The organism is Cupriavidus sp. HPC(L) (assembly GCF_000307735.3).
Classification (GTDB): Bacteria; Pseudomonadota; Gammaproteobacteria; order Burkholderiales; family Burkholderiaceae; genus Cupriavidus.
In genome coordinates this window covers 1-22,425 of record NZ_AMPR02000428.1, presented here as the reverse complement: position 1 = coordinate 22,425, position 22,425 = coordinate 1, and the positions used below count along the sequence as shown (strand labels likewise).

Annotated in this window: 17 protein-coding genes, 1 tRNA gene and 1 pseudogene; 7 read left to right on the top strand and 12 right to left on the bottom strand. The window is 68.5% G+C overall.

Features of this window, described 5'->3' with window-relative positions; translation table 11 throughout:
• The first annotated feature begins 182 nt into the window (after window positions 1–182).
• Complete coding sequence (locus tag B551_RS19995; protein WP_023264867.1) at window positions 183–488, top strand: putative signal transducing protein; 306 nt, start codon at window positions 183–185, stop codon at window positions 486–488.
• Window positions 489–589: 101 nt separating this feature from the next.
• On the opposite strand, the gene B551_RS19990 is transcribed toward B551_RS19995, so the two are convergent.
• Entirely contained in the window at window positions 590–1,582 is a 993-nt protein-coding gene (locus tag B551_RS19990) for a CobD/CbiB family protein (protein ID WP_023264866.1), read from the bottom strand.
• 240 nt (window positions 1,583–1,822) lie between these two features.
• Complete coding sequence (locus tag B551_RS19985) at window positions 1,823–2,521, bottom strand: pirin family protein (RefSeq protein ID WP_006579086.1); 699 nt, start codon at window positions 2,519–2,521, stop codon at window positions 1,823–1,825.
• 150 nt (window positions 2,522–2,671) lie between these two features.
• On the opposite strand from B551_RS19985, the gene B551_RS19980 reads away from it, so the two are divergent.
• Entirely contained in the window at window positions 2,672–3,595 is a 924-nt protein-coding gene (locus B551_RS19980) for a LysR family transcriptional regulator (protein WP_006579087.1), read from the top strand.
• Between the two features lie 6 nt (window positions 3,596–3,601).
• Window positions 3,602–4,543 (top strand): tRNA glutamyl-Q(34) synthetase GluQRS, encoded by a 942-nt coding sequence (gluQRS, locus tag B551_RS19975; protein WP_023264865.1) that lies wholly within the window; start codon window positions 3,602–3,604, stop codon window positions 4,541–4,543.
• Window positions 4,544–4,640: 97 nt separating this feature from the next.
• Here gluQRS and B551_RS19970 read toward each other — a convergent pair whose 3' ends face one another.
• Both B551_RS19970 and B551_RS19965 read right to left on the bottom strand, forming a co-directional pair.
• The gene (locus tag B551_RS19970; RefSeq protein ID WP_023264864.1) at window positions 4,641–6,149 is read right to left on the bottom strand and encodes a DEAD/DEAH box helicase; all 1,509 of its coding nucleotides are present in this window, start codon (window positions 6,147–6,149) and stop codon (window positions 4,641–4,643) included.
• A 313-nt stretch (window positions 6,150–6,462) separates the two neighbouring features.
• Window positions 6,463–7,476: a LysR substrate-binding domain-containing protein gene (locus B551_RS19965; protein ID WP_052511434.1), complete on the bottom strand. Its 1,014-nt coding sequence runs from the start codon at window positions 7,474–7,476 to the stop codon at window positions 6,463–6,465.
• Between the two features lie 158 nt (window positions 7,477–7,634).
• On the opposite strand from B551_RS19965, the gene B551_RS19960 reads away from it, so the two are divergent.
• Window positions 7,635–9,083, top strand: coding sequence for a D-serine ammonia-lyase (locus tag B551_RS19960; protein WP_023264863.1), 1,449 nt, complete (start codon window positions 7,635–7,637; stop codon window positions 9,081–9,083).
• Between the two features lie 284 nt (window positions 9,084–9,367).
• Here B551_RS19960 and B551_RS19955 read toward each other — a convergent pair whose 3' ends face one another.
• Both B551_RS19955 and B551_RS19950 read right to left on the bottom strand, forming a co-directional pair.
• Window positions 9,368–10,366 (bottom strand): tripartite tricarboxylate transporter substrate binding protein, encoded by a 999-nt coding sequence (locus tag B551_RS19955; RefSeq protein WP_006579843.1) that lies wholly within the window; start codon window positions 10,364–10,366, stop codon window positions 9,368–9,370.
• A 285-nt stretch (window positions 10,367–10,651) separates the two neighbouring features.
• On the bottom strand, window positions 10,652–12,340 hold the full coding sequence (locus tag B551_RS19950; RefSeq protein ID WP_023264862.1) for an acyl CoA:acetate/3-ketoacid CoA transferase: 1,689 nt from the start codon (window positions 12,338–12,340) through the stop codon (window positions 10,652–10,654).
• Window positions 12,341–12,611: 271 nt separating this feature from the next.
• Between B551_RS19950 and B551_RS19945 the strand changes: the two genes are divergently transcribed.
• The 3 genes from B551_RS19945 (at window position 12,612) to B551_RS19935 (ending at window position 15,430) form a co-directional block, all read left to right on the top strand.
• The gene (locus B551_RS19945) at window positions 12,612–13,397 is read left to right on the top strand and encodes an IclR family transcriptional regulator C-terminal domain-containing protein (RefSeq protein ID WP_006578629.1); all 786 of its coding nucleotides are present in this window, start codon (window positions 12,612–12,614) and stop codon (window positions 13,395–13,397) included.
• A 213-nt stretch (window positions 13,398–13,610) separates the two neighbouring features.
• Complete coding sequence (locus B551_RS19940; RefSeq protein ID WP_023264861.1) at window positions 13,611–14,576, top strand: LysR family transcriptional regulator; 966 nt, start codon at window positions 13,611–13,613, stop codon at window positions 14,574–14,576.
• 167 nt (window positions 14,577–14,743) lie between these two features.
• Complete coding sequence (locus B551_RS19935; RefSeq protein ID WP_006578570.1) at window positions 14,744–15,430, top strand: hydrolase; 687 nt, start codon at window positions 14,744–14,746, stop codon at window positions 15,428–15,430.
• A 49-nt stretch (window positions 15,431–15,479) separates the two neighbouring features.
• Here the strand turns inward: B551_RS19935 and B551_RS19930 are convergent, their stop codons facing one another.
• The 6 genes and pseudogenes from B551_RS19930 to B551_RS19905 all read right to left on the bottom strand — a co-directional run.
• Window positions 15,480–17,921: a DNA polymerase II gene (locus B551_RS19930; RefSeq protein ID WP_052511433.1), complete on the bottom strand. Its 2,442-nt coding sequence runs from the start codon at window positions 17,919–17,921 to the stop codon at window positions 15,480–15,482.
• 78 nt (window positions 17,922–17,999) lie between these two features.
• Entirely contained in the window at window positions 18,000–18,776 is a 777-nt protein-coding gene (locus B551_RS19925) for a type II CAAX prenyl endopeptidase Rce1 family protein (RefSeq protein ID WP_023264860.1), read from the bottom strand.
• A gap of 53 nt (window positions 18,777–18,829) precedes the next feature.
• Complete coding sequence (locus B551_RS19920; RefSeq protein ID WP_006578331.1) at window positions 18,830–19,042, bottom strand: KTSC domain-containing protein; 213 nt, start codon at window positions 19,040–19,042, stop codon at window positions 18,830–18,832.
• A 75-nt stretch (window positions 19,043–19,117) separates the two neighbouring features.
• Window positions 19,118–19,196 (bottom strand) — tRNA-Ile (locus B551_RS19915).
• Between the two features lie 8 nt (window positions 19,197–19,204).
• Window positions 19,205–21,781, bottom strand: coding sequence for an RNA polymerase sigma factor RpoD (gene rpoD / locus B551_RS19910; RefSeq protein ID WP_371259325.1), 2,577 nt, complete (start codon window positions 21,779–21,781; stop codon window positions 19,205–19,207).
• Between the two features lie 216 nt (window positions 21,782–21,997).
• Window positions 21,998–22,425: pseudogene (locus tag B551_RS19905) on the bottom strand (DNA primase); the annotation flags it as partial.

The window sequence follows — 22,425 nt, the reverse complement described above, 5'->3', positions numbered from 1 at the left end:
GGGGGAGGGGGGCCGGGGGGGAGGGCAGCGGCATTGGCCAATGCCCTGGCCCTTGCACCGCCCCCTGCCCTCTCCCCAACCCTCTCCCGCAAGCGGGAGAGGGAGCGGCTCATCGCGTGATTTGCTGCCTTGGCACCGCGCCCGTGCTAAGGTCCAAAGCATCCCCACTGCCGGTGACGCCGATGAAACTGCTGCTGTCGACGCCCTCGCTGGTGCATGCGGCCCATTGCCGCAATCTGCTGCTGGCCGCGGGCATCCGCGCGCAATTGCGCAATACGTGGCTGGCCGGCGCGACCGGCGATATTCCGTTTCAGGAGAGCGCGCCGCAGGTGTGGCTGCTCGACGATGCGCGCGAAGAGGAAGCTTGGGCGGTGCTCGATGCCGCCGCCAATCCGGCGCCGGGGCCGCGCTGGCGCTGCGCGCGCTGCGGCGAATGGCACGAGGCGCAGTTCGGCGCCTGCTGGCAGTGCGGCAGCCCGCGGCCCTGAATCGGAGGTGACCTGTTCCGGCCGCTGTTCCGGCCGCTGTTCCGGCCGCCCTCCCGGCCTGCCGGAACTTGCTCCCACCTTGGCCGTACCCCTGGCGAACCTCAGCCGACCCAGCTGGCCAGCGACAGCATTGCCAGCAGCAGCATCCACAGCACCACCGCGCGCCAGACCAGGCCGACCGCCGACTGCAGCGCCCGTACGCCGGGATCGGCGCCGAGCTCCGGCGCGGCCGGCTCCGGCGCGCCGTCATCCTCCATGCCCGGGGCATAGTCGAACGCGGCGCCGGTGCCCGGGGTGGCCAGCACCACGCTGGTGTCGTCCTCGGCCAGCGGCGTGCCGAGCCGCACGCCCAGCGCGCCGCCGCCGCTGGCCAGCAGGATGCCGTTGGTCTCGTCGCGCCACTTGCGCGCATGGTTGCGCCACGCGTAGACCGCGTCCTCGAAGTTGCCGACGATCGCAAAGCCGATCGCCGTCAGCCGCGACGGCACCCAGTCCATCAGATGGAAGGCACGCGCGGCAAACCGGCCGAACGCCGGGCTGCGCTCGGACGACGGCAGGTTCCATTGGCGCGACAGATATTCGGCGACGCGGTACAGCACCACGCCGGCCGGGCCGATCGGCAGCAGGAACCAGAAGAACACGCCGAACACGTGCCGGTGCACGGCAACGATGGCCGCCTCGAGCGTGTGGCGCACGATTTCGCTGACCGGCATGTCGACGGTGTCGAGCCCGGTCCACTCGTGCAGCAAGGCACGGGCAGTGGCCGGATCGTCGCGGTTCAGCGCGTCGTGGATATCGGTGAAGTAGTGGCTGAACTGGCGGAAGCCCAGCGTCAGGTACAGCAGCAACACGTTCCACGCCAGCGTCAGCGCCACGCTGATCGTCGCCAGCAGATGGTGGACCGCCAGCGCCGCCAGCGTCAGCGGCAGCGCCACCGTCATCCACGCCAGCGCCGCGTCGCGCGGCCGGCCGGTGTCGAAGGCGCGCTCGGCGCGTTCGGCGAGCGCCCGCACCATTTCATAAATGGGATTGTTGCGGCCCAGGGCGCGGAACTGCTCGGCGATCAGCGCAAGAAGGACGGAAACGAAGGTCATCTCGGGTCGGAAATGGGCGGCAAGGCGAGCTGCCGGGCCGTCCCGGACCATGTGCTGGCCCGGGCGCTTATTTATAGCGAGAAGATAGCACAGCGCTTCCGCCTGCCCTGCCGCGCCGGGACTTCGCGTTACATCTGCTTGCCGAAATCCCGTCGTCCCCGCGCATGCGCCGATGCAGCGGCTTGCGACACAGAAATGCGTCACGGGGTCCCCGCTTTCGCGGGGACGACCTCCGGCATGTCACGGCAGATCGAATACCAGCACCTCGGCCGCGTCGCCCTGCGTCAGGGTGACCGCGTCGACCCCCTCCAGCTTGGCCGCATCGCCGGCCTCCAGCGCCTGGCCGTTGACCGTGATGGCGCCGCGGGCGACGTGCACATAGGCGCGCCGTCCCGGGGCCAGGGCCAGCGTGGCCGCCTCGTCGCCGTCGAACAGGCCGGCAAAGAGGCGCACGTCCTGGTGGATCCGCACCGAGCCGTCGGCACCGTCGGGGCTGCCGACCAGACGCAGCCGGCCGCGCTTGTCGGCGGCGTCGAAGTGCTTCTCCTCGTAGCCCGGTTCGATGCCGTTGCGATCGGGCACGATCCAGATCTGCAGGAAATGCGTGGTGTCGTGCGCGGCGTGGTTGTACTCCGAGTGCCGCACGCCCGTGCCGGCGCTCATCCGCTGCACGTCGCCGGGGCGGATCACGCTGCCGTTGCCGATGCTGTCCTTGTGCGCCAATTCGCCCGACAGCACATAGCTGATGATCTCCATGTCGCGATGACCATGGGTGCCGAAGCCCATGCCGGGCGCGACGCGGTCTTCGTTGATCACTCGCAGCGGCCCGAACTGCACATGGCGCGGGTCGAAGTAGTCGGCAAACGAGAAGCTGTGATACGACTGCAGCCAACCATGGTCGGCGTAACCACGTTCTGCGGACTTGCGAATTTCAATCATTTTGATGTCCTTCCTGGCTAGTGGTCCGCTGCTTCGTCCTGCCGGACTTGCATATAGACCGTCTGTTCTGCAACGATGCTAGGAAGTTTAGGACGGCTGCGCTATATTTGCGGCGGGCCATTTGCAAGCACTCATTCAGAATTTCTGAATATGCCACTCTCTCTCGAATCCCTGGAAGTTCTCGACGCGATCGAACGCAAGGGCAGCTTCGCAGCCGCCGCGCATGAAATGGGCAAGGTGCCGTCGGCGCTGACCTATGTGGTGCGCCGGCTGGAAGAAGACCTCGACGTGCTGCTGTTCGACCGGCGCCGCCACCGCGCCGAGCTGACGCCGGCCGGCCGCGCGCTGCTCGACGAAGGCCGCCACCTGCTGCACGCGGCCGACGACCTGGCGCGCCGCGTCAAGCGGCTGGCCACCGGCTGGGAGGCCAGCCTCAATATCGTCGTCGACGACCTGATCAATTTCCGTGCGTTGCTGCCGGTGATCCAGGACTTCTACGCGGAGAACAGCGCCACGCGTCTGCGCTTCGCCAAGGAGGTGCTGGGCGGCTCCTGGGACGCGCTGGTCAGCAACCGCGCCGACCTGGTGATCGGCGGCGCCTACGATGCGCCCAGCACCCAGGGCTTCCAGATCCGTTCGCTCGGCGCGATGCCGTTCGTGTTCGCCGTGGCCGCCCACCATCCGCTCGCCAGCGAACCGGGGCCGCTGACCAGCACGCAGATCGCCCGGCACCGGATCGTCGCGGTCGGCGATACCTCGCGCAACCTGCCGGCGCGCACGCACGGCGTGCTGGCCGGGCAGGACATGCTGGTGGTGCCGACCATGCGCGACAAGCTCGATGCGCAGATCCGCGGCCTGGGCTGCGGCTGGCTGCCGGCGCCGATGGCGCAGCCGCATATCGAGAGCGGCGTGCTGCAGGTGCGCGAGACCGTCGAGGTGCGCGCGCCCGGAACCTTCACCATCGCCTGGCGCACCAGCAATCGCGGCAAGGCGCTGCAGTGGTGGACCGACAAGCTGCAGAATCCCCGGCTGGCGCAGGCGCTGCTGTCGCAGCAACCGGGCGCGCCGGAGTAGCCAGACATGAGCGCAGTACCCGGGCAGACGGATCAGCCGTCCGATCGTCCGCCGACCCATCCTCGGCCGCCAAACCCGCAATACCGCGGCCGCTTCGCCCCCTCCCCCACCGGCCCGCTGCATCTGGGCTCGCTGGTCACCGCGCTGGCCAGTTGGCTCGATGCCCGCGCCCACGGCGGCCAGTGGCTGGTCCGCATCGAGGACATCGACTATCCGCGCTGCGTGCGCGACGCGGACCGGCAGATCCTGCATACGCTCGACCGCCTCGGCCTGCATCCGGACGAGGAGCCGGTCTGGCAGAGCCGGCGCGAGCCGCTGTACGCCGACGCGCTGCACCGGCTCGAGGCGGCCGGGCTGGTCTATCCCTGCGGCTGCTCGCGCAAGGAGATCGCCGACTCGCTGCGCCACGTCCGCGAGCGCCATCAGACGCTGGCCTACCCCGGCACCTGCCGCGGCGGCCTGCACGGCAAGCTGCCGCGCGCCTGGCGCGTGCGCGTGCCGGACGGCGAGGCGGCAATGCTGTGCTTCGACGACCGCTGGCAGGGCCGGCAATGCCAGGACCTGGCCACCGAGTTCGGCGACTTCGTGCTGCGCCGGGCCGACGGCCTGTGGGCGTATCAACTGGCGGTGGTGGTCGACGACGGGCTGCAGGGCATCACGCATATCGTGCGCGGCGCCGACCTGCTGGACTCGACGCCACGGCAGATCCATCTGCAGCGGCTGCTGGGGTTGCCGACACCGGCCTATCTGCATGTGCCCGTCGTGGTCAACGAGATCGGGGAAAAACTGAGCAAGCAGACCGGCGCCGAAGCGATCGACGCGCTGGCGCCGCTGGACGCGCTGCGCGCCGCCGGCGCGCATCTGGACTTGCGCAGCGGCCGCGCCGATGTGGAAGGCTGGCTGGCCGAGGCGACCGCGCAGTGGGCGGCGCGGTGGGTGGCGAACTGAGCGGCCTTGCCGTCCCCGCGCAGACGGGACCCGGCAAAATGGAAGACGCTGGCTTCCCGCGTTCGCGGGAAAGACGGATCGCCTCAGCCCGACGCGATCAGGACTTGCGCGGCACGCCGCCGAGCAGCGCGGCGACCGGGCGCTTTGGCCGGGCGCGCGCGAGGCCAACCTGACGCGGATCGAGGGTCGACTCGCTGGACGTGGACGACGCCGACGACGCGCTCGGGCTGGGTTCATAGGGCCGCGAGAAGAACGGGTCGTCCGAGGCGCGGAAGGCATTGCGCGCATTGCCGTGGTCGGGCTTGCGCGGACGCTCCTCGCTGTCGGCGCGCGGGCGGCGCGGCTCGGTCGAGCGGCCGCGGCGGCGATCGTCGTCGGCGGCACGGAAGCGCGCCGCCGACGGATCGAAGCCTTCGAGCTGTGCGCGCGGAATCTGCCGCTTCAGCATCTTCTCGATATCGGCCAGCAGACGCTCGTCGCCGGGCACGAAGATCGACAGCGCATCGCCGGTGGCGCCGGCGCGGCCGGTACGGCCGATCCGGTGCACATAGTCCTCGGCGTTGAACGGCAGATCGAAGTTGATCACGCACGGCATGTCGGCGATGTCCAGGCCGCGCGCGGCGACGTCGGTCGCCACCAGCGCGTCGATGGTGCCCTGCTTGAAGCCCTCCAGCGTCTGCATCCGTTCGGTCTGCGTCTTGTCGCCGTGGATCGCGGCGGCATTGATGCCCTCGCGCTCCAGATGACGGGCCAGCCGCGAGCAGCCGATCTTGCTGTTGACGAAGACGATGCACTGGCGCGACAGGCCCTGGTCGGCACGCTGCTTCAGCAGATGCACCACGGCCTCCTGCTTCTGGCCGTCCTGGACCTGGTACACGGTCTGGCGCACGTTCTCGTTGGCCGAGTTGCTGCGCGCCACTTCGATCGTCACCGGCTGGTGCAGGTAGCTGGCCGCCAGCTTCTTGATCTCGGGCGAGAAGGTCGCCGAGAACAGCAGCGTCTGGCGCTTGGCCGGCAGCAAGTTGATGATGCGCTGCAGGTCCGGCAGGAAGCCCATGTCCAGCATGCGGTCGGCCTCGTCGAGCACCAGCATCTGCACCTGCGACAGGTTGACCGACTTCTGCTGCACGTGGTCGAGCAGGCGGCCCGGGGTCGCGACCAGGATCTCGACGCCGCGCCGCAGCGCGTCGGTCTGCGGATTCATGTCGACGCCGCCGAACACCACGGTGCTGCGCAGGTCGGTGTGGCGCGCATAGCGGGCCACGTTGTCGTAGACCTGGTCGGCCAGTTCGCGCGTCGGCGTCAGCATCAGCGCGCGCACCGGGTGCCGCGCCGGCGAGGCGCTGGCGTTGGCCAGCGGCAGCAGGCGCTGGATGATCGGCAGCGCGAAGCCCGCGGTCTTGCCGGTGCCGGTCTGCGCGGCGCCCATCACGTCCTTGCCCAGCAGCACCACCGGGATTGCCTGCGCCTGGATCGGCGTCGGCTTGGTATAGCCCTGCTCGGACAGCGCGCGCAGCACGCGCGGGTCGAGGCCGAAGCTGTCGAACGTGATGTCGTCGGCGGGAGTCGGTACAGCAGAGGTGTTCGTGTTCGTGGTGGTGGTCATGGTATGGGTGTCTGGCGAAGGCGAACCCGGCGCCAGCGGACACGCATCGATCGAACGCAATGGAACTGGCGGTAGCCGCGCAGCGCTTGGCCTGGGCGGCAAGGGCGAATCGGGCGGATGGGGACTGGGGGCCGGCGCCACGTTCCGGCACCGACTTCGAGGCCCCTGCCGCGCCGAGATCGGCAACCAGATCGGCAATATCTGGGCACGCCGATCAATAGCGCTACAGAATCAAAGACTTAGATTCTACAACAGCGGGCAGATGCGGGGTAGTACAGCGCGCGGCGCTGTGGTAGCGCCGCGGCGCGACGACTCATTGCCCTGGCCGTCGCGTACGAGGCCTACGGGGCGGGCGCGTCGCCGGTGTCCGCGCCTTGCCAGAGGCCTGGCGCCACTGGTCCCGTTGCGCGCCGAATGCCGCCCCTTCCGACACCAGCCACGCCTCGATCGCGGCCACCTCGACTCGCTGTCCCTGGGCCGAAACGAAGTGATAGGCGGCCGGGCTCGGCAAATGCAGGCCGAACAGATCGACCAGCCGGCCCGCCTCGAGGTCTTCCAGCACCAGCGCGGTCCGTCCCATCGCGACGCCCTGCCCCGCCATCGCCGCGCCGATCGCCAGTTGCGACAGGTTGAAGCGCTGGCCCTGCTCCAGATCCGGCACCGTGACGCCGGCCTGCTGCAGCCACGCGGCCCATTCGTCGAACTCGCCGGCGCCGTCCCAGGGGCTGGCGTCGTGCAGCAACAGTTCCCCGCGCAGATCGGCCGGCGAGCGCAGTTCCGGATGCGCGGCGACGAAGGCGGGGCTGGCCACCGGCAGCAGCCATTCGTCGAGGAAGCGCCGCGCATGCACGTCGCGGTACGCCCCGGGGTCGAAGCGCACCGCCGCATCGATGCCCTCGCGCAGCATCCGGCCGCGGTCCAGCGCCTGGAATTCGCCATGCACGCGCAGTCCGATATCGGCATGGTCGCGAAAGAAGCTGCCCATCCTCGGCGTCAGCCAGCGCATCGCGAACGACGGCGAGCACGACAGCGAGACCGGCCCGGCCTCGCCGCGCCGGCGCAATTGGCTCAGCGCACCCGCGATCGCTTCGAACGACTCGCGCAGCACCACGCGCAACCGCTCGCCCTCGGGCGTCGGCATCTGCGCGCGCGGCGTGCGCACGAACAGCGGGCGCCCCAGCCATTGCTCCAGCTGCTTGACCTGCTGGCTGACCGCGCCCTGCGTCACGCACAGCTCCTCGGCGGCGCGGGTAAAGCTGCGGTGGCGCGCAGCGGCTTCGAAGCAGCGCAGCCAGGCCAGCAGCGAGGAGGAGAGCGTCGTTGTCATCGTTGTCACCGTCATCATTAGCTGCACTAATGCGTGGCCGAGCACGAATGATTTGCCGGAATCGGTGCTTGGGAGAACAATGCGGAACAGGCGCCGGCCCAGGGTCGCCCTGACCGATCGCCGAAGAACAACGCCAACCGCGCTCGAATGGCGTTCCCATGCCGACCACCGAAATGAACGACTCCAACGAGAACACCACGTTTTCCTCGCGCGAACACACCCATTCCGCAGCGGCAAGCGCTCCGGTGCCCGCCGCCGATGCCACGCTGCTGGCGGCGCTCGGCGACGCCCGGCCATGCCTGTGGACCAATCCGCTACTCGCGCCGCAAACCCCGGCCGCAGTCCGCGCAGGCGCGAAGGATATTAGTCTAGCTGATGTTCACGCGGCCCACGCCCGCTTCGAGCGCTTTGCCCCGCTGCTGCAGCGGCTGTTTCCGGAACTGGTGGACAGCGCCGGCGCCATCGAATCGCCGGTGATGCCGGCCGCGGCGCTGGCGTCCGGGATCGGCTTGCCGCCCGGCAGCGGCGCGCTGTGGATCAAGGCCGATCACAGCCTGCCGGTGGCGGGGTCGATCAAGGCGCGCGGCGGCATCCACGAGGTGCTGGAATTCGCCGAACGGCTGGCCGTGCAACATGGGCTGGTGACCAACGATGCCGGCCCCGACGACTATCGCCAGCTGGCCGAACCGGCGGCGCGCGCGGTGTTTTCGCGCTACCAGGTCGCGGTGGGCTCGACCGGCAATCTGGGCCTGAGCATCGGCGTGATGGCGTCCGCGCTGGGCTTTCGCGCCGTGGTGCACATGTCGGCCGACGCCAAGCCGTGGAAGAAGGACCGGCTGCGCGCGCGCGGCGTCGAGGTGATCGAGCACGAGGGCGACTACCAGCAGGCGGTGGCCGCGGGTCGCGCGCAGGCGCAGCAGGACCCGGCCTGCCACTTCGTCGACGACGAGCGTTCGCTGTCGCTGCTGCTGGGCTACAGCGCGGCGGTGCTGCGGCTGGACGCGCAATTGCGCGAGCATGGCATCGCGCCCGGCGCGAAGCGGCCGCTGTTCGTCTACCTGCCCTGCGGCGTCGGCGGCGCGCCGGCCGGCATCGCGTTCGGCTTGAAGCAGCTGTACGGTCCGCACGCGCACTGCTTCTTCGCCGAGCCGACCCAGTCGCCCTGCTTCCTGGTGCAGATGATCGGCGCCGAGGTCAACGGCGCCGGCGGCAATCCCTCGGTCTACGACTACGGGCTCAGCAATCGCACCGAGGCCGACGGCCTCGCGGTGCCGCGCGCCTCCGAGCTGGCCGCGGCGGCGATGCGCGAACTGCTGTCGGGCGTCTACACCGTGGCCGACGAGCGGCTGTTCCGCGACCTGTACCTGGCCAGGCGCGATGCCGGCATCGAGATCGAGCCATCGGCTGCCGCCGGCTTCAGCGGACCGGCGATGCTGACAGGCACCGAGGCCGGGCAGGCCTATCTGGCCCGCCATGGCTTGGCCGACGCGATGGGCACCGCCACGCATCTGGTCTGGACCACCGGCGGCCTGTTCGTTCCCCCGGAGGAGTATCGGCACTTTCTCGCGCGCGGCGAGGCGCTTGCGGGCTCGTCGGCACGGCAGTAAGGGCCCGAGCAGACCGCGATCGGCTGCAGCCATCGAGCGCGGTCGGCGAGCGCAGCCATCGAGCGCGGTCAGCGAGCGCGGTCGGCGAGCGCAGTCAGCGAGCGCAGTCAGCGAGCGCGGTCAGCGAGCGCGGTCGGCGAGCGCAGACATTTACGGCGGCCATCGATGGCAACCATCGACGGCCGCCACAAAGAGCAAGGGCCGGCGACCATACGGTCGCCGGCCCTCACCCTACCCCGCTAAGACAGGCAAGCCACGGTGCGCCCATGACGGGCGCGGGCGTATCAGTCGCCCTTGATGCCGTTGTCCTGGATGACCTTGCCCCACTTCTTGTCGTCGGCGCGCATCCGCGCGGCCAACTGTTCGGGCGGCATATAGGCCGCCACGGTGCCCGCGCCCAGCATCTTCTGCTGGACGGTCGGATCGGCCAGCGCCGCCTTCAGCTCGGCGGACAGCTTCGCGATGATCTCCTTCGGCGTGCCGGCCGGCGCCAGCAGGCCGCCCCAGGCGGTCGCCTCGAAGCCCGGGAAGCCCTGCTCGGCCACGGTCTTGACCTCGGGCGTGAAGCTGACCCGTTTGGCCGAGCCCACCGCGATCGGGCGCAGCTTGCCGGCCTTGATGTGCGGCAGCGCGGCGATCATGTCGGAGAACATCATCGGCACCTGGCCGGCGAGCAGGTCGGACATCGCCGGCGCGCTGCCCTTGTACGGCACGTGCTGCACGTCGAAGCTGCCCAGGTTCTGCAGCAGCTCGGTCGACAGATGGCCGAAGCTGCCGTTGCCGGCGCTGGTGTAGTTCATCTCGCCCGGTTTGGCCTTGGCCTTGGCGATGTACTGCTGCAGCGTGGTCACGTCGGGCAGCGCGTTCGGATTGACCACCATCACGATCGGCAGATCGTAGGCGGCGCCGATCGGCGCGAAGTCCTTGAACAGGTCGTAGCCCTTGCGGTTGATCAGGTGCGGCGCGATCAGCGTCGGCGTGGCCAGCACCAGCAGCGTATAGCCATCCGCCGGGCTCTTGGCCACGGTCTCGGCGCCGATGGTGCCCGAGGCGCCGGGGCGGTTGTCGACCACGACCGGCTGCTTCAGCGAATCGCTGAGCTTCTGGCCGATGATGCGGGCGGCGGTATCGGTCGGGCCGCCCGGCGGGAACGGCACCACCAGCCGGATCGGCTTGGCGGGATAGCTGTCGGCGAACGCCTGGGTGGCGCACAGCGGCAGCGAAACGGTCAGCATGGCGGCGCCGAGGCGGCGCGCGAAGGTACGGCGGCTTGTGTTCTGCATGGCAACAAGAGAAACGTCATCCGAAATCGGCGCGATCCGCGTCGGGCGCGCCGGCGACACAGGTAACGCTTGGCAACTCGCAGGGCAGCCCGCGGGCCCCTGGAGCGCAAATCGATCCCGTCATTTCCAGTCGAAACAAGGCGTGGTTGGTCTCCTTGGTGTACAGCGTGGCCGGTGGTCCGGCCTTGTCGTTGTCGTGGAGGAAGGGCGGTCGATGCTCCGCCCCGCGAATCGGTCTCTGAGTCCATGGCGCGTTGGCGCCCCGTTGGCACGCGTTATTGCGCTTCAGCCCGCCGTGGCGATCGAAAACGGTCCCGGCCGGAACAGGCAGGCGTCCATCGGGCGCAGATCCGGCGCGACCGCGATCGGCGTCGCGCATTGCGCCAGCACATCGCGCTGCAGGTCCACGCCGGGTGCGATCTCGATCAGCGTCAGGCGGGCTTCCCCGTTGGCGTCGGCACGCATCTCGAACACCGCGCGCTCGGTGATGTACAGCACCGGCACGCCCAGCGAGGCCACGTATGGCCCGTTGAAGCTCAGGTGCGAGACCTCGGGCACGATCTTCCTGACGCGGCCCTCGCGCGCGATCTGCAACTGGCCGCCCTCGGCGCGGACCTCGAGTCCGCCGGCCGTCAGCGTGCCGATGAAGACCACGGCCTTGGCGCTCTGCGTGATGTTGATGAAGCCGCCGACGCCGGCGATCAGCGCCTGCGCGCCCTCGCCGAACTTGCTGACGTTGACGTTGCCGTGGCCGTCGAGTTCGGCCAGGCCGAGGATGGCCAGATCGATGCCGCCGCCCTCGTAGAAATCGAATTGCGACGGCTGGTCGATCACCGCCTCGGGATAGGCCGACGCGCCGAAGCTCAAGCCGTCGGCCGGCGTGCCGCCGATCGGGCCGGCCTCGACCGTCAGCGTGAAGCCGTCCAGCCCCGCCTGTTCGGCCAGCATGCCGACCGCGGCCGGCATGCCGACGCCCAGATTGACGACGCGCGGCCGGCGCCTGGCGAGCTCCAGCACCGCGCGGCGCTGCGCGATGGTGCGGGCGTCGAGCACCGCGGGCGCCGGGTCGGCATCGGGCACCACGCGCGCATCGGCGTCGACACGGGCCGGCGCTGCATCCTTCGCCGCGTTCTTCGCCACCGACTCGCCGCGCCACGGCGTCACGTAGGCTGGGTTGAAGCGCTCGGCGAACGTCATCTGATGATGGGCCGGGTCCTCGCTGACCACCACGTAGTCGACCAGGATGCCCGGCACATGGATGGCCTGCAGGTTGTCGTGATGGTCGACCAGCTGCTCGACCTGCGCGATCACGATGCCGCCGGAGTTGTGCGCGGCCTGTGCCATCGCCAGCAGCTCGTGGTGGAAGGCTTCGCGATGCGTGCTCAGGTTGCCGCGCGGATCCGCCGCGGTACAACGGATCAGCGCGCAATGGATCGGGAAGCTCGGATAGAACAGATAGTCGTCGCCGCGGAAGGACACCGCCTCGACCCAATTGGCGCGGCCCGCGGCGATCGCCTCGCGGGCGCGCCGGTTGACCGCGCCGCCGTGGTAGCGCGGATCGCGCTCGCTGCGCGGATCGACGAAGGTGTGCAGGCCGATCTTGGTCATCACGCCGGGCTTGCCGCCGGCGATCGCGCGGTACAGGTGCGTCAGCACGCCCTGCGGCAGGTTGTAGCCCTCGCACTGCTCGGCCATCGCCAGGTCGGCGAGCCGGGTCGCCGAGCGCCAGTGGCCGCCGACGATCGAGGCGGTCATGCCCGCATTGCCGAAGTGATTGACGCCGCGTGCGCCGCGGTCGCCCTGCCCGGCCGAATAGACCAGCGTCAGGTCGCGCGGCAGGCCGCTCTGCAGGAAACGGCGCTCGAGCGCCTCGGTCACCGCCTCGGCATGGCCGGCCCCGACGAAGCCGGCGCTCGCCACCGTCCATCGGTCCTGTACCAGCGCCGCCGCCTGGTCCGCTGTGATCACCTTCATGCTGTCTCCTGATGCTGCGGCACGTCCGCCGATGCGGGTGCCGCTGTCGCCGCCGGCGCCCGGCATCGGAGCGCGCTTGTTGGCGTAAAAAGCGGGCGTAAAAATCGGGTGCAAAAATCGGGGTTGCGTTTTTGCGAACATTTGTTCGCGGAACGCCGTATCATACGGACGACCTGCCGAGTCGCGCAAGTCCGAAGTCGGCACTAAAATCGCCGCAACCACCGCGACGTATATTCCACGTCACTTCAACGCTTCCTCCAGGACCCACGCCATGCCCGAAGCCGAGGCGCCGACGCAGAAGAAGGATGAGTTGCTCGACTCCCTGAACAAGGGGCTGGCGCTGCTGCGGCTGTTCGCCAGCGGCGTCGAGAGCCTGACGATGCAGGACGTCGCGGATCGGCTCGATGTCACGCGGGCAGCGGCGCGCCGGCTGCTGTTGACGCTGCACCACAACGGCTATCTGGCGCAGAACGGCCGGCAGTTCTCCCTGACGCCGCGCGTGATGGAGCTTGGCTACGCCTACTTCGCGTCGATGAGCCTGCCGCGGCTGGCCCAGCCGCATTTGCGCGCGCTGGCGAGCCGCTGCGGCGAGACGTGTTCGGTCGGCATGCTGGACGACGACGCCGTGGTGCTGGTCGCGCGCGAGGAGCCGCGCCAGATCCTGCGCGTGGACATGGCGATCGGCCGGCGCATGCCGGCGTACGCGCATTCGCTGGGGCGCGTGCTGCTGGCGGGACTCGACGACGAAGCGCTGGAGCGCTACCTGGCGCACGCCGAGCTGCGCAAGCTGACGCCGTTCACGATCGATTCGCGCGAGGCGCTGCGCGCCACGCTGGCGCAGGTGCGCGAGGACGGCCATTGCGTGCTGGTCAGCGAGCTGGTCGACGGCTTCGCCGGCATCTCGGTGCCGCTGCACGACCAGACCGGCAAGGTGGTCGCCGGCCTGGGCTTCAGCATGGTGCTCGGCAGCCGCAATGCCGGCACGCTGGTCGAGCGCTATCTGTCGCCGCTGCGCGAGGCGGCCGCGGCGATCGAGGCGGTGCTGCGCGCCCGCTGACGCGCAATGCCCACCGGCCGGCTTCGGGCTCAACACAAAAAAAGCCCCGCAAGCCGGGGAGCTGCGGGGCACAGTGGTAGCGGGGCCGACATGCATTCGGGCCCACGGCCGCTATCTTGCTCAAGGTTTGGCCCGCGCACATCACCCGCCTGTAGGGTTGATCGGCATCTTCGCTACCATTCGGCCTTTGAACAGCACCACGGCGGATCCGGCATGGAACTCAGACAACTGCGCTACTTCGTCTCCGTGGTGCAGCACGGCAGCATGGGCAAGGCGGCGCTCGAACTGGGCGTCGTCACCTCGGCGCTGAGCCAGCAGATCAGCCGGCTCGAGAGCGAGCTGTCGACGCGGCTGCTGCAGCGGACCTCCAGCGGCGTGCTGCCCACCGATGCCGGCCTCGCCTTCTGGCGCCAGGCGCAACTGGCGCTGCGGCATATCGACGACGCCGCGGAGGCCGCGCGGCATGCGCGCCTGTCTGGCCATGTCAGCGTCGGGCTCGCCCCTACCACCGCCAGCGTGCTCGGCCTGCCCTTCATGCGCGCGATGGCCGAGCGCTACTCCGACGTGCGGCTGCGCATGGTGGAAAGCCTGTCGGGCTATCTGGCCGCGATGCTGAACGCGCGCCAGATCGATCTGGCGATGCTGTTCAACGACGAACCCGCGCAGCGCTGGACCGTGCAGCCGCTGCTCGACGAACGGCTGTTCGTGATCGGCGTACGCTCGCTCGCCGGCATGCCCGACGGCGAAGGCGTGGCGATGGCCTCGCTGGCCGGCCTGCCGCTGGTGCTGCCGAGCGGCACGCATGGACTGCGCGCGCTGGTGACCAGCTGCTTCCATGACGCCAAGGCACAGCCGCGCATCGTCGCCGAGGTCGACGGGCTGGCGGTGCTGATGGACGCCGTGCAGGGCGGCCTCGCCGCGACGATCCAGCCCGGCGCGGCGCTGGCGCGCACCCACAGCGACCGGCTGGCCAGCGTGCCGCTGCTCGACGAGCGCGCGGTCCGGCCGAACCTGCTGGTCAGCCTGAACGACGACGAACTGTCGCCCGCCGCGCTGGCCGCGCGCGTGGTGCTGACCGATGTCGCGCGCACGCTGGTGCGCGAAGGGAAATGGCCGGGTGCGACGCTGCGCGACGGCGCGGCCGGCACAGTTCACGACGGCGGCGTTGCCACGGGCTGAAAGCGCCGCCGATCTCAATTCAAATATACTGAACAACTTCTTCTCAAACCGGCCGGCTCTGCGGTTTCCTTGGTCCGTATAGTTCACCCCATCGCAGCACGACACCGAAACGAAGCGCGCCGCGACGGATTCAACGAATTTCACAAAAACTGACCAAAGGAACCACCATGTCGAACCCGAAGCTCGAAGTCCTGACCCCGCAAAACAGCCAGCTGATCATCATCGACCACCAGCCGCAGATGGCCTTCGGCGTGCAGTCGATGGACCGCCAGCTGATGAAGAACAATGTGGTGGGCCTGGCCAAGGCCGCGAAGATCTTCGAGATTCCGACCGTCATCACCACGGTCGAGAGCGAATCGTTCTCGGGCTACACCTATCCGGAACTGCTCGATGTGTTCCCGAACCAGAAGACGCTCGAGCGGACCTCGATGAACTCGTGGGACGACCAGAAGGTGCGCGACGCGCTGGCCGCCAACGGCCGCAGGAAGGTGGTCGTGGCCGGGCTGTGGACCGAGGTCTGCAACACCACGTTTGCGCTGAGTGCGATGCTGGAAGGCGACTACGAGATCTACATGGTGGCGGACGCATCGGGCGGCACCTCGAAGGACGCGCATGATTACGCGATGCAGCGGATGATCCAGGCCGGCGTGGTGCCGGTGACCTGGCAGCAGGTCGCACTGGAATGGCAACGCGACTGGGCGCGCCGCGGCACCTACGACGCGGTGATCGGCATGGCGCAGCAGCATTCGGGCGCCTACGGCATGGGCATCGACTACGCCTACACGATGGTCCACAAGGCCGCGCAGCGCACCGCCACGCCGCACGAGTCGATCGCGCCGGTGGCGGCGAACTGAACGACTGAACGACTGAACCGACGCGACGCCGCGCCGGCGGCTGGAACAGTTAGAACAGCCCCAACTGCCGGCTGACCACGTTGTCGAAGGCGTCGCCGACAAAGGGCAGGATCGCGTCGGCGACCGGCTGCAACTGCCGGGTCAGATAGTGGTCGTAGTCGATCGGGGCCCGCCGCACTTCCAGCGGTTCCGGCCCCGCCATGGTGATCACGTACTGGATCCACGCGCCCTGCCGGTATTGCAGCGGCCGGCCCCGCTCACGGTTGAAGTCGTCGGCGACGCGCGCCGCGCGCACATGCGGCGGCACATTGCGCTGGTAGTCGTCCAGCTGCCGGCGCAGGCGCTTGCGATAGACCAGCAGCGCATCGAGCTCGCCGCGCAGCAGCCTGGCGACGTAATCGCGGACGTAGTCCGCATACGGCTCGCCCTGGAACACACGCCGATACAGCTCCTGCTGGAACGCCTGCGCCAGCGGCGACCAGTCGGTGCGCACCGCCTCCAGCCCCTTGAACACCATCTGCTCGCTGCCGTCGGCACCGCGTACCAGGCCCGCATAGCGCTTCTTGCTGCCGTCCTCGGCGCCGCGCACCGTCGGCATCAGGAAGCGCCGGTAGTGGGTCTCGTACTGGATCTCCAGCGCGCTGTCGAGACCGTAATGCCGACGCAGATGCTCGCGCCACCAGCCGTTGATGTGCGCGACCAGTTCGCGCCCGATGCGGTCCGCCTCGTCGTCGGCATGACGGCGGCCGAGCGCGACGAAGGTCGAATCGGTATCGCCGTAGATCACGGTATAGCCGCGCCCCTCGACCAGCTCGCGCGTCCTGCGCATGATCTCGTGGCCGCGCATCGTGATCGACGACGCCAGCCGCGCGTCGAAGAAACGGCAGCCCGTCGAACCCAGCACGCCGTAGAACGCGTTCATGATGATCTTCAGCGCCTGCGACAGCGGCTTGTTGCCGTCGCGCTTGGCGGCGTCGCGGCCCTGCCAGATCTCGGCGACGATGGCCGGCAGCGCGTGGCTGTCTCGCGAGAAGCGCGCGCCGCGAAAGCCGGGCACCGTGGCCGCCGGGTCGTCGCTGTGCATGCCCTCGACCAGCCCCACCGGATCGATCAGGAAGGTACGGATGATCGACGGATACAGGCTCTTGTAGTCGAGCACCAGCACCGAGTCGTACAGCCCGGGGCGCGAGTCCATCACGAAGCCGCCGGGGCTGGCCTGCTCCGGCTGGTCGCCAAGGTTCGGCGCCACATAGCCGAGCCGGTGCATGCGCGGCAGGTACAGATGCGTGAAGGCGGCCACCGAGCCGCCGCTGCGATCGGCCTCCAGGCCGGTGACGGTGGCGCGGTCCAGCAGGAACTGGAGCAGCTCGGCCTTTTCGAAGATGCGCGTGACCAGCTCGCAGTCCTTCAGGTTGTAGCGCGCCAGCGCCGGCTTGTCGGTCGCGAACATGCGGTCGATCGCGTCCATCCGGTCGTAGGGATCGTCGATGTCCTTGCCCTCGCCCAGCAGCGAGCGCGCGACGAACTCCAGGCTGAACGAGGCGAAGCTCCAGGTCGCCGACCGCATCGCCTCGATTCCGTCGATGATCAGCCGGCCCGGCAGCGCGGCGAAGTAATAGTGCTCGCGCGTGCCGTGCTGCCGCCATTCGAGTGGCGCGCCGCCGCGGCCCAGGCGCAGCGGCACCTTCAACTGCTCGGCATGCTGGCGCAGCACGCGCAGGTCGAACTGCACCAGGTTCCAGCCGATGATCGCGTCGGGGTCATGCCGGTCGAACCATTCGATCAGCCGGTGCAGCATGTCGGCGGGGCTGTCGCAGTATTCGAGGTGGAAATCGACGCCGGGGTCGAGGCGGGGGTCGAGGCGGGGATCTTGCGTGCCGGCATCGCTGCCGGTCGGCGGGCCAAGCATCAGCACTGTGCGGTCGCCGCAGCCTTCCAGCGCGATCGAATAGAGATCGCCCTGCATGCTGGTCTCGATATCGAGCGACACGCAGCGCAGCCGCGGGCGATAGCTGGCGGCCGGCTTGATGTGCACGTCGACCAGCGCGCCGTCCGCGTCCGGCCGACCGGAAAACTGTACCGGCGCGGTGATGAAGCGCTCCATCAGATAGCGCTCCGGCGGGCGGATGTCGGCCTCGTAGACGTCGATGCCGGCCTGCCGCAGCGTCTTCTCGATACGCAACAGCTGACGATAGTGGCGGCAATAGACCCCGGCGACCGGACGCAACCTGAAGTCCTGCAACGCCAGCGGCTTCACTTCGGCCTGCGGCTCGCCGCCGAGCAGCGCCTCGACGCGCGGGCGCTGCTCCTCGGGGACAAAGGCGACGCACGGCTGCGGCGGCAAACGCAGGCGCCGCGGGCCGTCATCGGTGGCCAGCCAGATCTCGATCTCGGTGCCGGCCGGCGTGTCGTGCCAATGGCGGGTCAGGATGAAGCCGTGCTGCGGCGGGGCCACGGTGGGGTGTCGGGAAACAGTTGAGGAGGCGGGCATCTCCGGCACGGGCGGCCGGTGGTCGGCGGCGAGTCTACCATGGGGCTTCGCCGCTCATTGGCCCGCTCATTGGCAGGTTCACCTGCCGACGATCGCGGCCATCGTCAAATGCGCCACCACATGGGCGATGATCGCCGCCTCAAGCCCGTAGCGCCAGAACAGCAAGCCGGCGATCAGCCCGAAGGCCGCGTTGGCCGCCGTCAGATGCAGCACCACCGGCCACGCCAGCGGTCCGGCCAGCGCTGCGGCCGCGGGCAGATGCGCGAGCCCGAACACCAGCGCGCTGATCGCGATGGCCATCGATACCAGCACCGGACCCGGCGTGCCGGCGCCTCGCTGCAGCCCCCGCCACAGCATCCACACCAGCAGGCTCATCAAGCCCCAGCGCACCAGCACTTCCTCGGTCACGCCGCCGTAAAGCAGCCGCACGGCCAACGGCATCGACAAGTTGTGGACCGGTGCCGCCGCTTGCGGCGCCATGGCAATCAAGGCCCACAGCAGCACGCCCGCAAGCAGGCCGCCGAGCAGGCCCGGCAAGCACTGCGGACGCAGCGCGCGCCACGGCACCCCACCCGACGCGAGCGCCGCGATGGCGGGCGCCCGCAGCCCGACCTTGCCGGCCAGCCTCGCCCCGACGAACGCCGCCAGCGCGAGCAACAGCGCGCTCTGCACGCCGCTGGCCAGGCCGACCGCCCACATCGGCACCGGAAGGCGCTGGTGCTGCAGCAGCACGGGCACGCCGAGCCAGACCATGGCGAGCACGCCCGGAAGGCCGGCGCACCAGGTCAGCAGGAACAGGCGGCGGGTCTGATTGCGCGCGGGAAGCGGCTTGGTGTCGATGGCTTGCGTCTGCATTGTTCTTGTGGAATCTGCCAACGGCGCTGGTAACGGATTGGCCAGCCGATTGGCTACCGAATCTGCTCGTACTCGTAGGCGCCGAGGATGTAGTCGTTCAAATACCCGCCCTTCGACGAGGCATCCATGAAATCGCGATGGACGCTGGCCGGGACGCCGAAGTAGCGATAGAGATTGCCGCTGACGAATTCGACGAAGAGCTTGCGCCCTTGGTAGTCGTAGCCGATCGCGGCCACGACGGACGATTCGACGGGTTCAAGATGCATGGCTGCGGTCCTCGTGCAGGCCTGAAGCGCAAACAAAAAGGGGTTACGTTCGCACGTAACCCCTTTTTACTACAGTGGTGGGCCTCCCGTGAGTCGAACACGGCACCAACGGATTATGAGTCCGCTGCTCTAACCAGGCATGAGCTAGAGGCCCGGAAGCGTTCAGCTGCCTTCCAGGAAGCTCTTCAGCTTGTCGGAGCGGCTCGGGTGCCGCAGCTTGCGCAGTGCCTTGGCCTCGATCTGACGGATCCGTTCACGGGTGACGTCGAACTGCTTGCCGACCTCTTCCAGCGTGTGGTCGGTGCTCATTTCGATGCCGAAGCGCATGCGCAGCACCTTGGCTTCGCGCGGCGTCAGCGAGTCGAGCACGTCCTTGACCACGTCGCGCATCGAGCCGTGCAGCGCGGCCTCGGCGGGCGCCAGCGTGTTGGTGTCCTCGATGAAGTCGCCCAGATGGGAATCGTCGTCGTCGCCGATCGGCGTTTCCATCGAGATCGGCTCCTTGGCGATCTTCATGATCTTGCGGATCTTGTCCTCGGGCATCTCCATCTTCTCGGCCAGCGTCGCCGGATCCGGCTCGTTGCCGGTTTCCTGCAGGATCTGGCGCGAGATGCGGTTCATCTTGTTGATCGTTTCGATCATGTGCACCGGGATACGGATGGTGCGCGCCTGATCGGCGATCGAACGCGTGATGGCCTGACGGATCCACCAGGTCGCGTAGGTCGAGAACTTGTAGCCGCGGCGATATTCGAACTTGTCCACCGCCTTCATCAGGCCGATGTTGCCTTCCTGGATCAGGTCGAGGAACTGCAGGCCGCGGTTGGTGTACTTCTTGGCGATCGAGATCACCAGACGCAGGTTGGCCTCGGTCATCTCGCGCTTGGCCTCGCGGGCACGCTTCTCGCCCTCGGACATCTTGCGGTTGACTTCCTTCAGTTCCTTCAGCGGCAGCACCACGCGCGCCTGCAGGTCGATCAGCTTCTGCTGCAGCTCGTGCACGGCCGGCACGTTGCGCTCCACGATCGTGCTGTACGGCTTGTTGTCGGCGACGACCGTGTGGATCCAGTCCAGATTGGTCTCGTTGCCCGGGAAGCGGGCCACGAAGTCGGCGCGCGGCATGCCGCACTTGTCGACCACGATGTTCAGGATCGCGCGCTCGAGCTTGCGCACTTCGTCGACCTGGCCGCGCAGCGTGTCGCACAGGCGCTCGACGTTGCGGGCGGTGAAGCGGATGCCCATCAGCTCGTTCTGGATCGCTTCCTGCGCCTTGATGTAAGGCTTGGACTTGTAGCCTTCCTTCTCGAAGGCGCGGCGCATCTTGTCGAACTGGTCGGCGATCACGCGGAATTTTTCCAGCGCGGCAACCTTGAGCTCTTCCAGCTGGCGTGCCGAGGCACCGCCGCCGGCGGCGTCGTCATCGTCTTCCTCGTCGGCTTCCTCGTCGTCCGATTCCAGTTCCTCGTCGTCCGAGGCAGCGGCGGCCGCCGGCGTCACGCCGACTTCCTCGACCGCTTCCTCGGCGTTCGGATCGATCAAGCCGTCGACGAACTCGTCGATCTTGATCTCGTCATTGGCCACGCGCTCGGCGTGCGCCAGGATTTCGGAGATCGTGACCGGGCAGGCCGAGATCGCCATCACCATGTCCTTCAGGCCGGCCTCGATCCGCTTGGCGATCTCGATTTCGCCTTCGCGGGTCAGCAGCTCGACGGTACCCATCTCGCGCATGTACATGCGGACCGGGTCGGTGGTGCGGCCAAATTCGGAGTCGACCGTCGACAGCGCGGCTTCGGCCTCTTCCTCGGCCTCTTCCTCGCTGGTGGCGGACGGGGCATTGTCGTTGAGCAGCAGCGTCTCGGCGTCCGGCGCCTGCTCGTAGACGGCGATGCCGATGTCGTTCAGCGTCGCGACCAGGGTGTCGATCGTTTCCGAATCGACCATGTCGTCCGGCAGGTGATCGTTGATCTCGGCGTAGGTCAGGTAGCCGCGCGACTTGCCCAGCTTGATCAGCGCCTTGAGCTTCTGGCGGCGCGCCTCGAGCTCTTCCTCGGTGCCCTGCTGGGCCGAGGCGAACTCCTTGAGCAGCGCCTTTTCCTTGGCCTTGCGGTCCTTGGCCTTCTGCTTCTCGGTCTTCGGGGCGGCCGCCGGCGCGGCGGCACGCGTGTCGTCTTCGTAAAGCTCGTCGTTCACGTCGTCAGTATGGCTGTCGTCTTGCAGCATCTCGGCCTTGGGCTTGCGGCCGCGCTTCTTCGGCTCCGGCGCGACGGCCGCAGCGGGACGCTGGGATGCTACGGGTGCGGAGGTGGCGGCGCGCGCCTTGGACGCCGCCGCGGTGGCGCCGGACTTGGCGCTGGCGGTCTTGGCGCCGGCGGCTGCCGTTCGCTTGCTCTCGACTTCGGTGTTCTGCTGTTTCGCCACGGGGATACTCTTGCCTTTAACAGGTTCGGACGCGGCACGTTTGCCGCCCGCTGTTGCCGTATGCGCGCTTGCGCTCGCGCTTGCATTGGCGTTCTTGCCGCTCTCGCGTGCCGAAGTCGAGGGCTGTTTCTCGGATGCGCGGGTTCTGGTGGGTGTCGTCGTTGCGGCCGCCTTGGCGGGACGCGCTGACTTGGCTGGCGCAGACCTGGCTTGCGTCGCAGATCGCGTGACGGGCTTTTCCGCCGCGGCTTGCATCGACGCCTTGCCGCTCCCCGCTCGGGGAGCCTTAGTGGAAACCTTTTCGGTTGCTTTGGCCTTTGCCATTGGCACGCTCACTTTCACCAGAACTGGAGAGAAAGATTTCGCAATCCAAACCGGCTATTGTAGCACGTCGCCACTAGCCGGCCTTCCTGACAGGTGAGGTTTTCACCTGAAAAATCAAGGCTTAAGCCCAAAACCAACGGACTTTGCCTTGTTTATGCTGTCCTTCTGCCACCTGGCCGCGTACCTGTTTCCGGTATGGCGGCCGAATTCCGTTTTTCAACCAAGGCGCTTGCGCCGGTGGATCTCCGCGATCAACCAGCGCATGCGCGTCTTGCCCGCCTCGTCCGCGGTGCCGTTCTCGACCGCGGACTGCAACTGCGCCAACTCCCGCTGCAGCGGCTCGACCAGCAGCTTGGCGATCGCCGCGTCGAATTCCAGCGTCGCCGGCTCCTCGTCGATGTCCTCGCGCAGCACGCCGGCGCGCACATTGGCATAGACGTCGGCGAACGGCGACTGCGCCAGCTGCTCGCTGAAGGCGGCGAAGTTGACGTCGCCCTGCAAGGCGTCGCAGCTGCCGACCAGATGGGCCAGCACTTCGGAGCCGCCGGCCTCGGCATCGAGAAGCAGCGCGCGCGCATCGTCGTCGAGCCGCGCCGACAGCGCCGGATAGCGCATCAGCAGTTGCAGCACGCGCTGCTCCAGCC

What these genes read in the sequence shown, in the direction of transcription:
- B551_RS19995 (WP_023264867.1), top strand. Translation starts at nt 183, where the DNA reads ATGAAACTGCTGCTGTCGACGCCCTCGCTGGTGCATGCGGCCCATTGC.
- B551_RS19990 (WP_023264866.1), bottom strand. Translation starts at nt 1,582, where the DNA reads ATGACCTTCGTTTCCGTCCTTCTTGCGCTGATCGCCGAGCAGTTCCGC.
- B551_RS19985 (WP_006579086.1), bottom strand. Translation starts at nt 2,521, where the DNA reads ATGATTGAAATTCGCAAGTCCGCAGAACGTGGTTACGCCGACCATGGT.
- B551_RS19980 (WP_006579087.1), top strand. Translation starts at nt 2,672, where the DNA reads ATGCCACTCTCTCTCGAATCCCTGGAAGTTCTCGACGCGATCGAACGC.
- gluQRS (WP_023264865.1), top strand. Translation starts at nt 3,602, where the DNA reads ATGAGCGCAGTACCCGGGCAGACGGATCAGCCGTCCGATCGTCCGCCG.
- B551_RS19970 (WP_023264864.1), bottom strand. Translation starts at nt 6,149, where the DNA reads ATGACCACCACCACGAACACGAACACCTCTGCTGTACCGACTCCCGCC.
- B551_RS19965 (WP_052511434.1), bottom strand. Translation starts at nt 7,476, where the DNA reads ATGACAACGACGCTCTCCTCCTCGCTGCTGGCCTGGCTGCGCTGCTTC.
- B551_RS19960 (WP_023264863.1), top strand. Translation starts at nt 7,635, where the DNA reads ATGCCGACCACCGAAATGAACGACTCCAACGAGAACACCACGTTTTCC.
- B551_RS19955 (WP_006579843.1), bottom strand. Translation starts at nt 10,366, where the DNA reads ATGCAGAACACAAGCCGCCGTACCTTCGCGCGCCGCCTCGGCGCCGCC.
- B551_RS19950 (WP_023264862.1), bottom strand. Translation starts at nt 12,340, where the DNA reads ATGAAGGTGATCACAGCGGACCAGGCGGCGGCGCTGGTACAGGACCGA.
- B551_RS19945 (WP_006578629.1), top strand. Translation starts at nt 12,612, where the DNA reads ATGCCCGAAGCCGAGGCGCCGACGCAGAAGAAGGATGAGTTGCTCGAC.
- B551_RS19940 (WP_023264861.1), top strand. Translation starts at nt 13,611, where the DNA reads ATGGAACTCAGACAACTGCGCTACTTCGTCTCCGTGGTGCAGCACGGC.
- B551_RS19935 (WP_006578570.1), top strand. Translation starts at nt 14,744, where the DNA reads ATGTCGAACCCGAAGCTCGAAGTCCTGACCCCGCAAAACAGCCAGCTG.
- B551_RS19930 (WP_052511433.1), bottom strand. Translation starts at nt 17,921, where the DNA reads ATGCCCGCCTCCTCAACTGTTTCCCGACACCCCACCGTGGCCCCGCCG.
- B551_RS19925 (WP_023264860.1), bottom strand. Translation starts at nt 18,776, where the DNA reads ATGCAGACGCAAGCCATCGACACCAAGCCGCTTCCCGCGCGCAATCAG.
- B551_RS19920 (WP_006578331.1), bottom strand. Translation starts at nt 19,042, where the DNA reads ATGCATCTTGAACCCGTCGAATCGTCCGTCGTGGCCGCGATCGGCTAC.
- rpoD (WP_371259325.1), bottom strand. Translation starts at nt 21,781, where the DNA reads ATGGCAAAGGCCAAAGCAACCGAAAAGGTTTCCACTAAGGCTCCCCGA.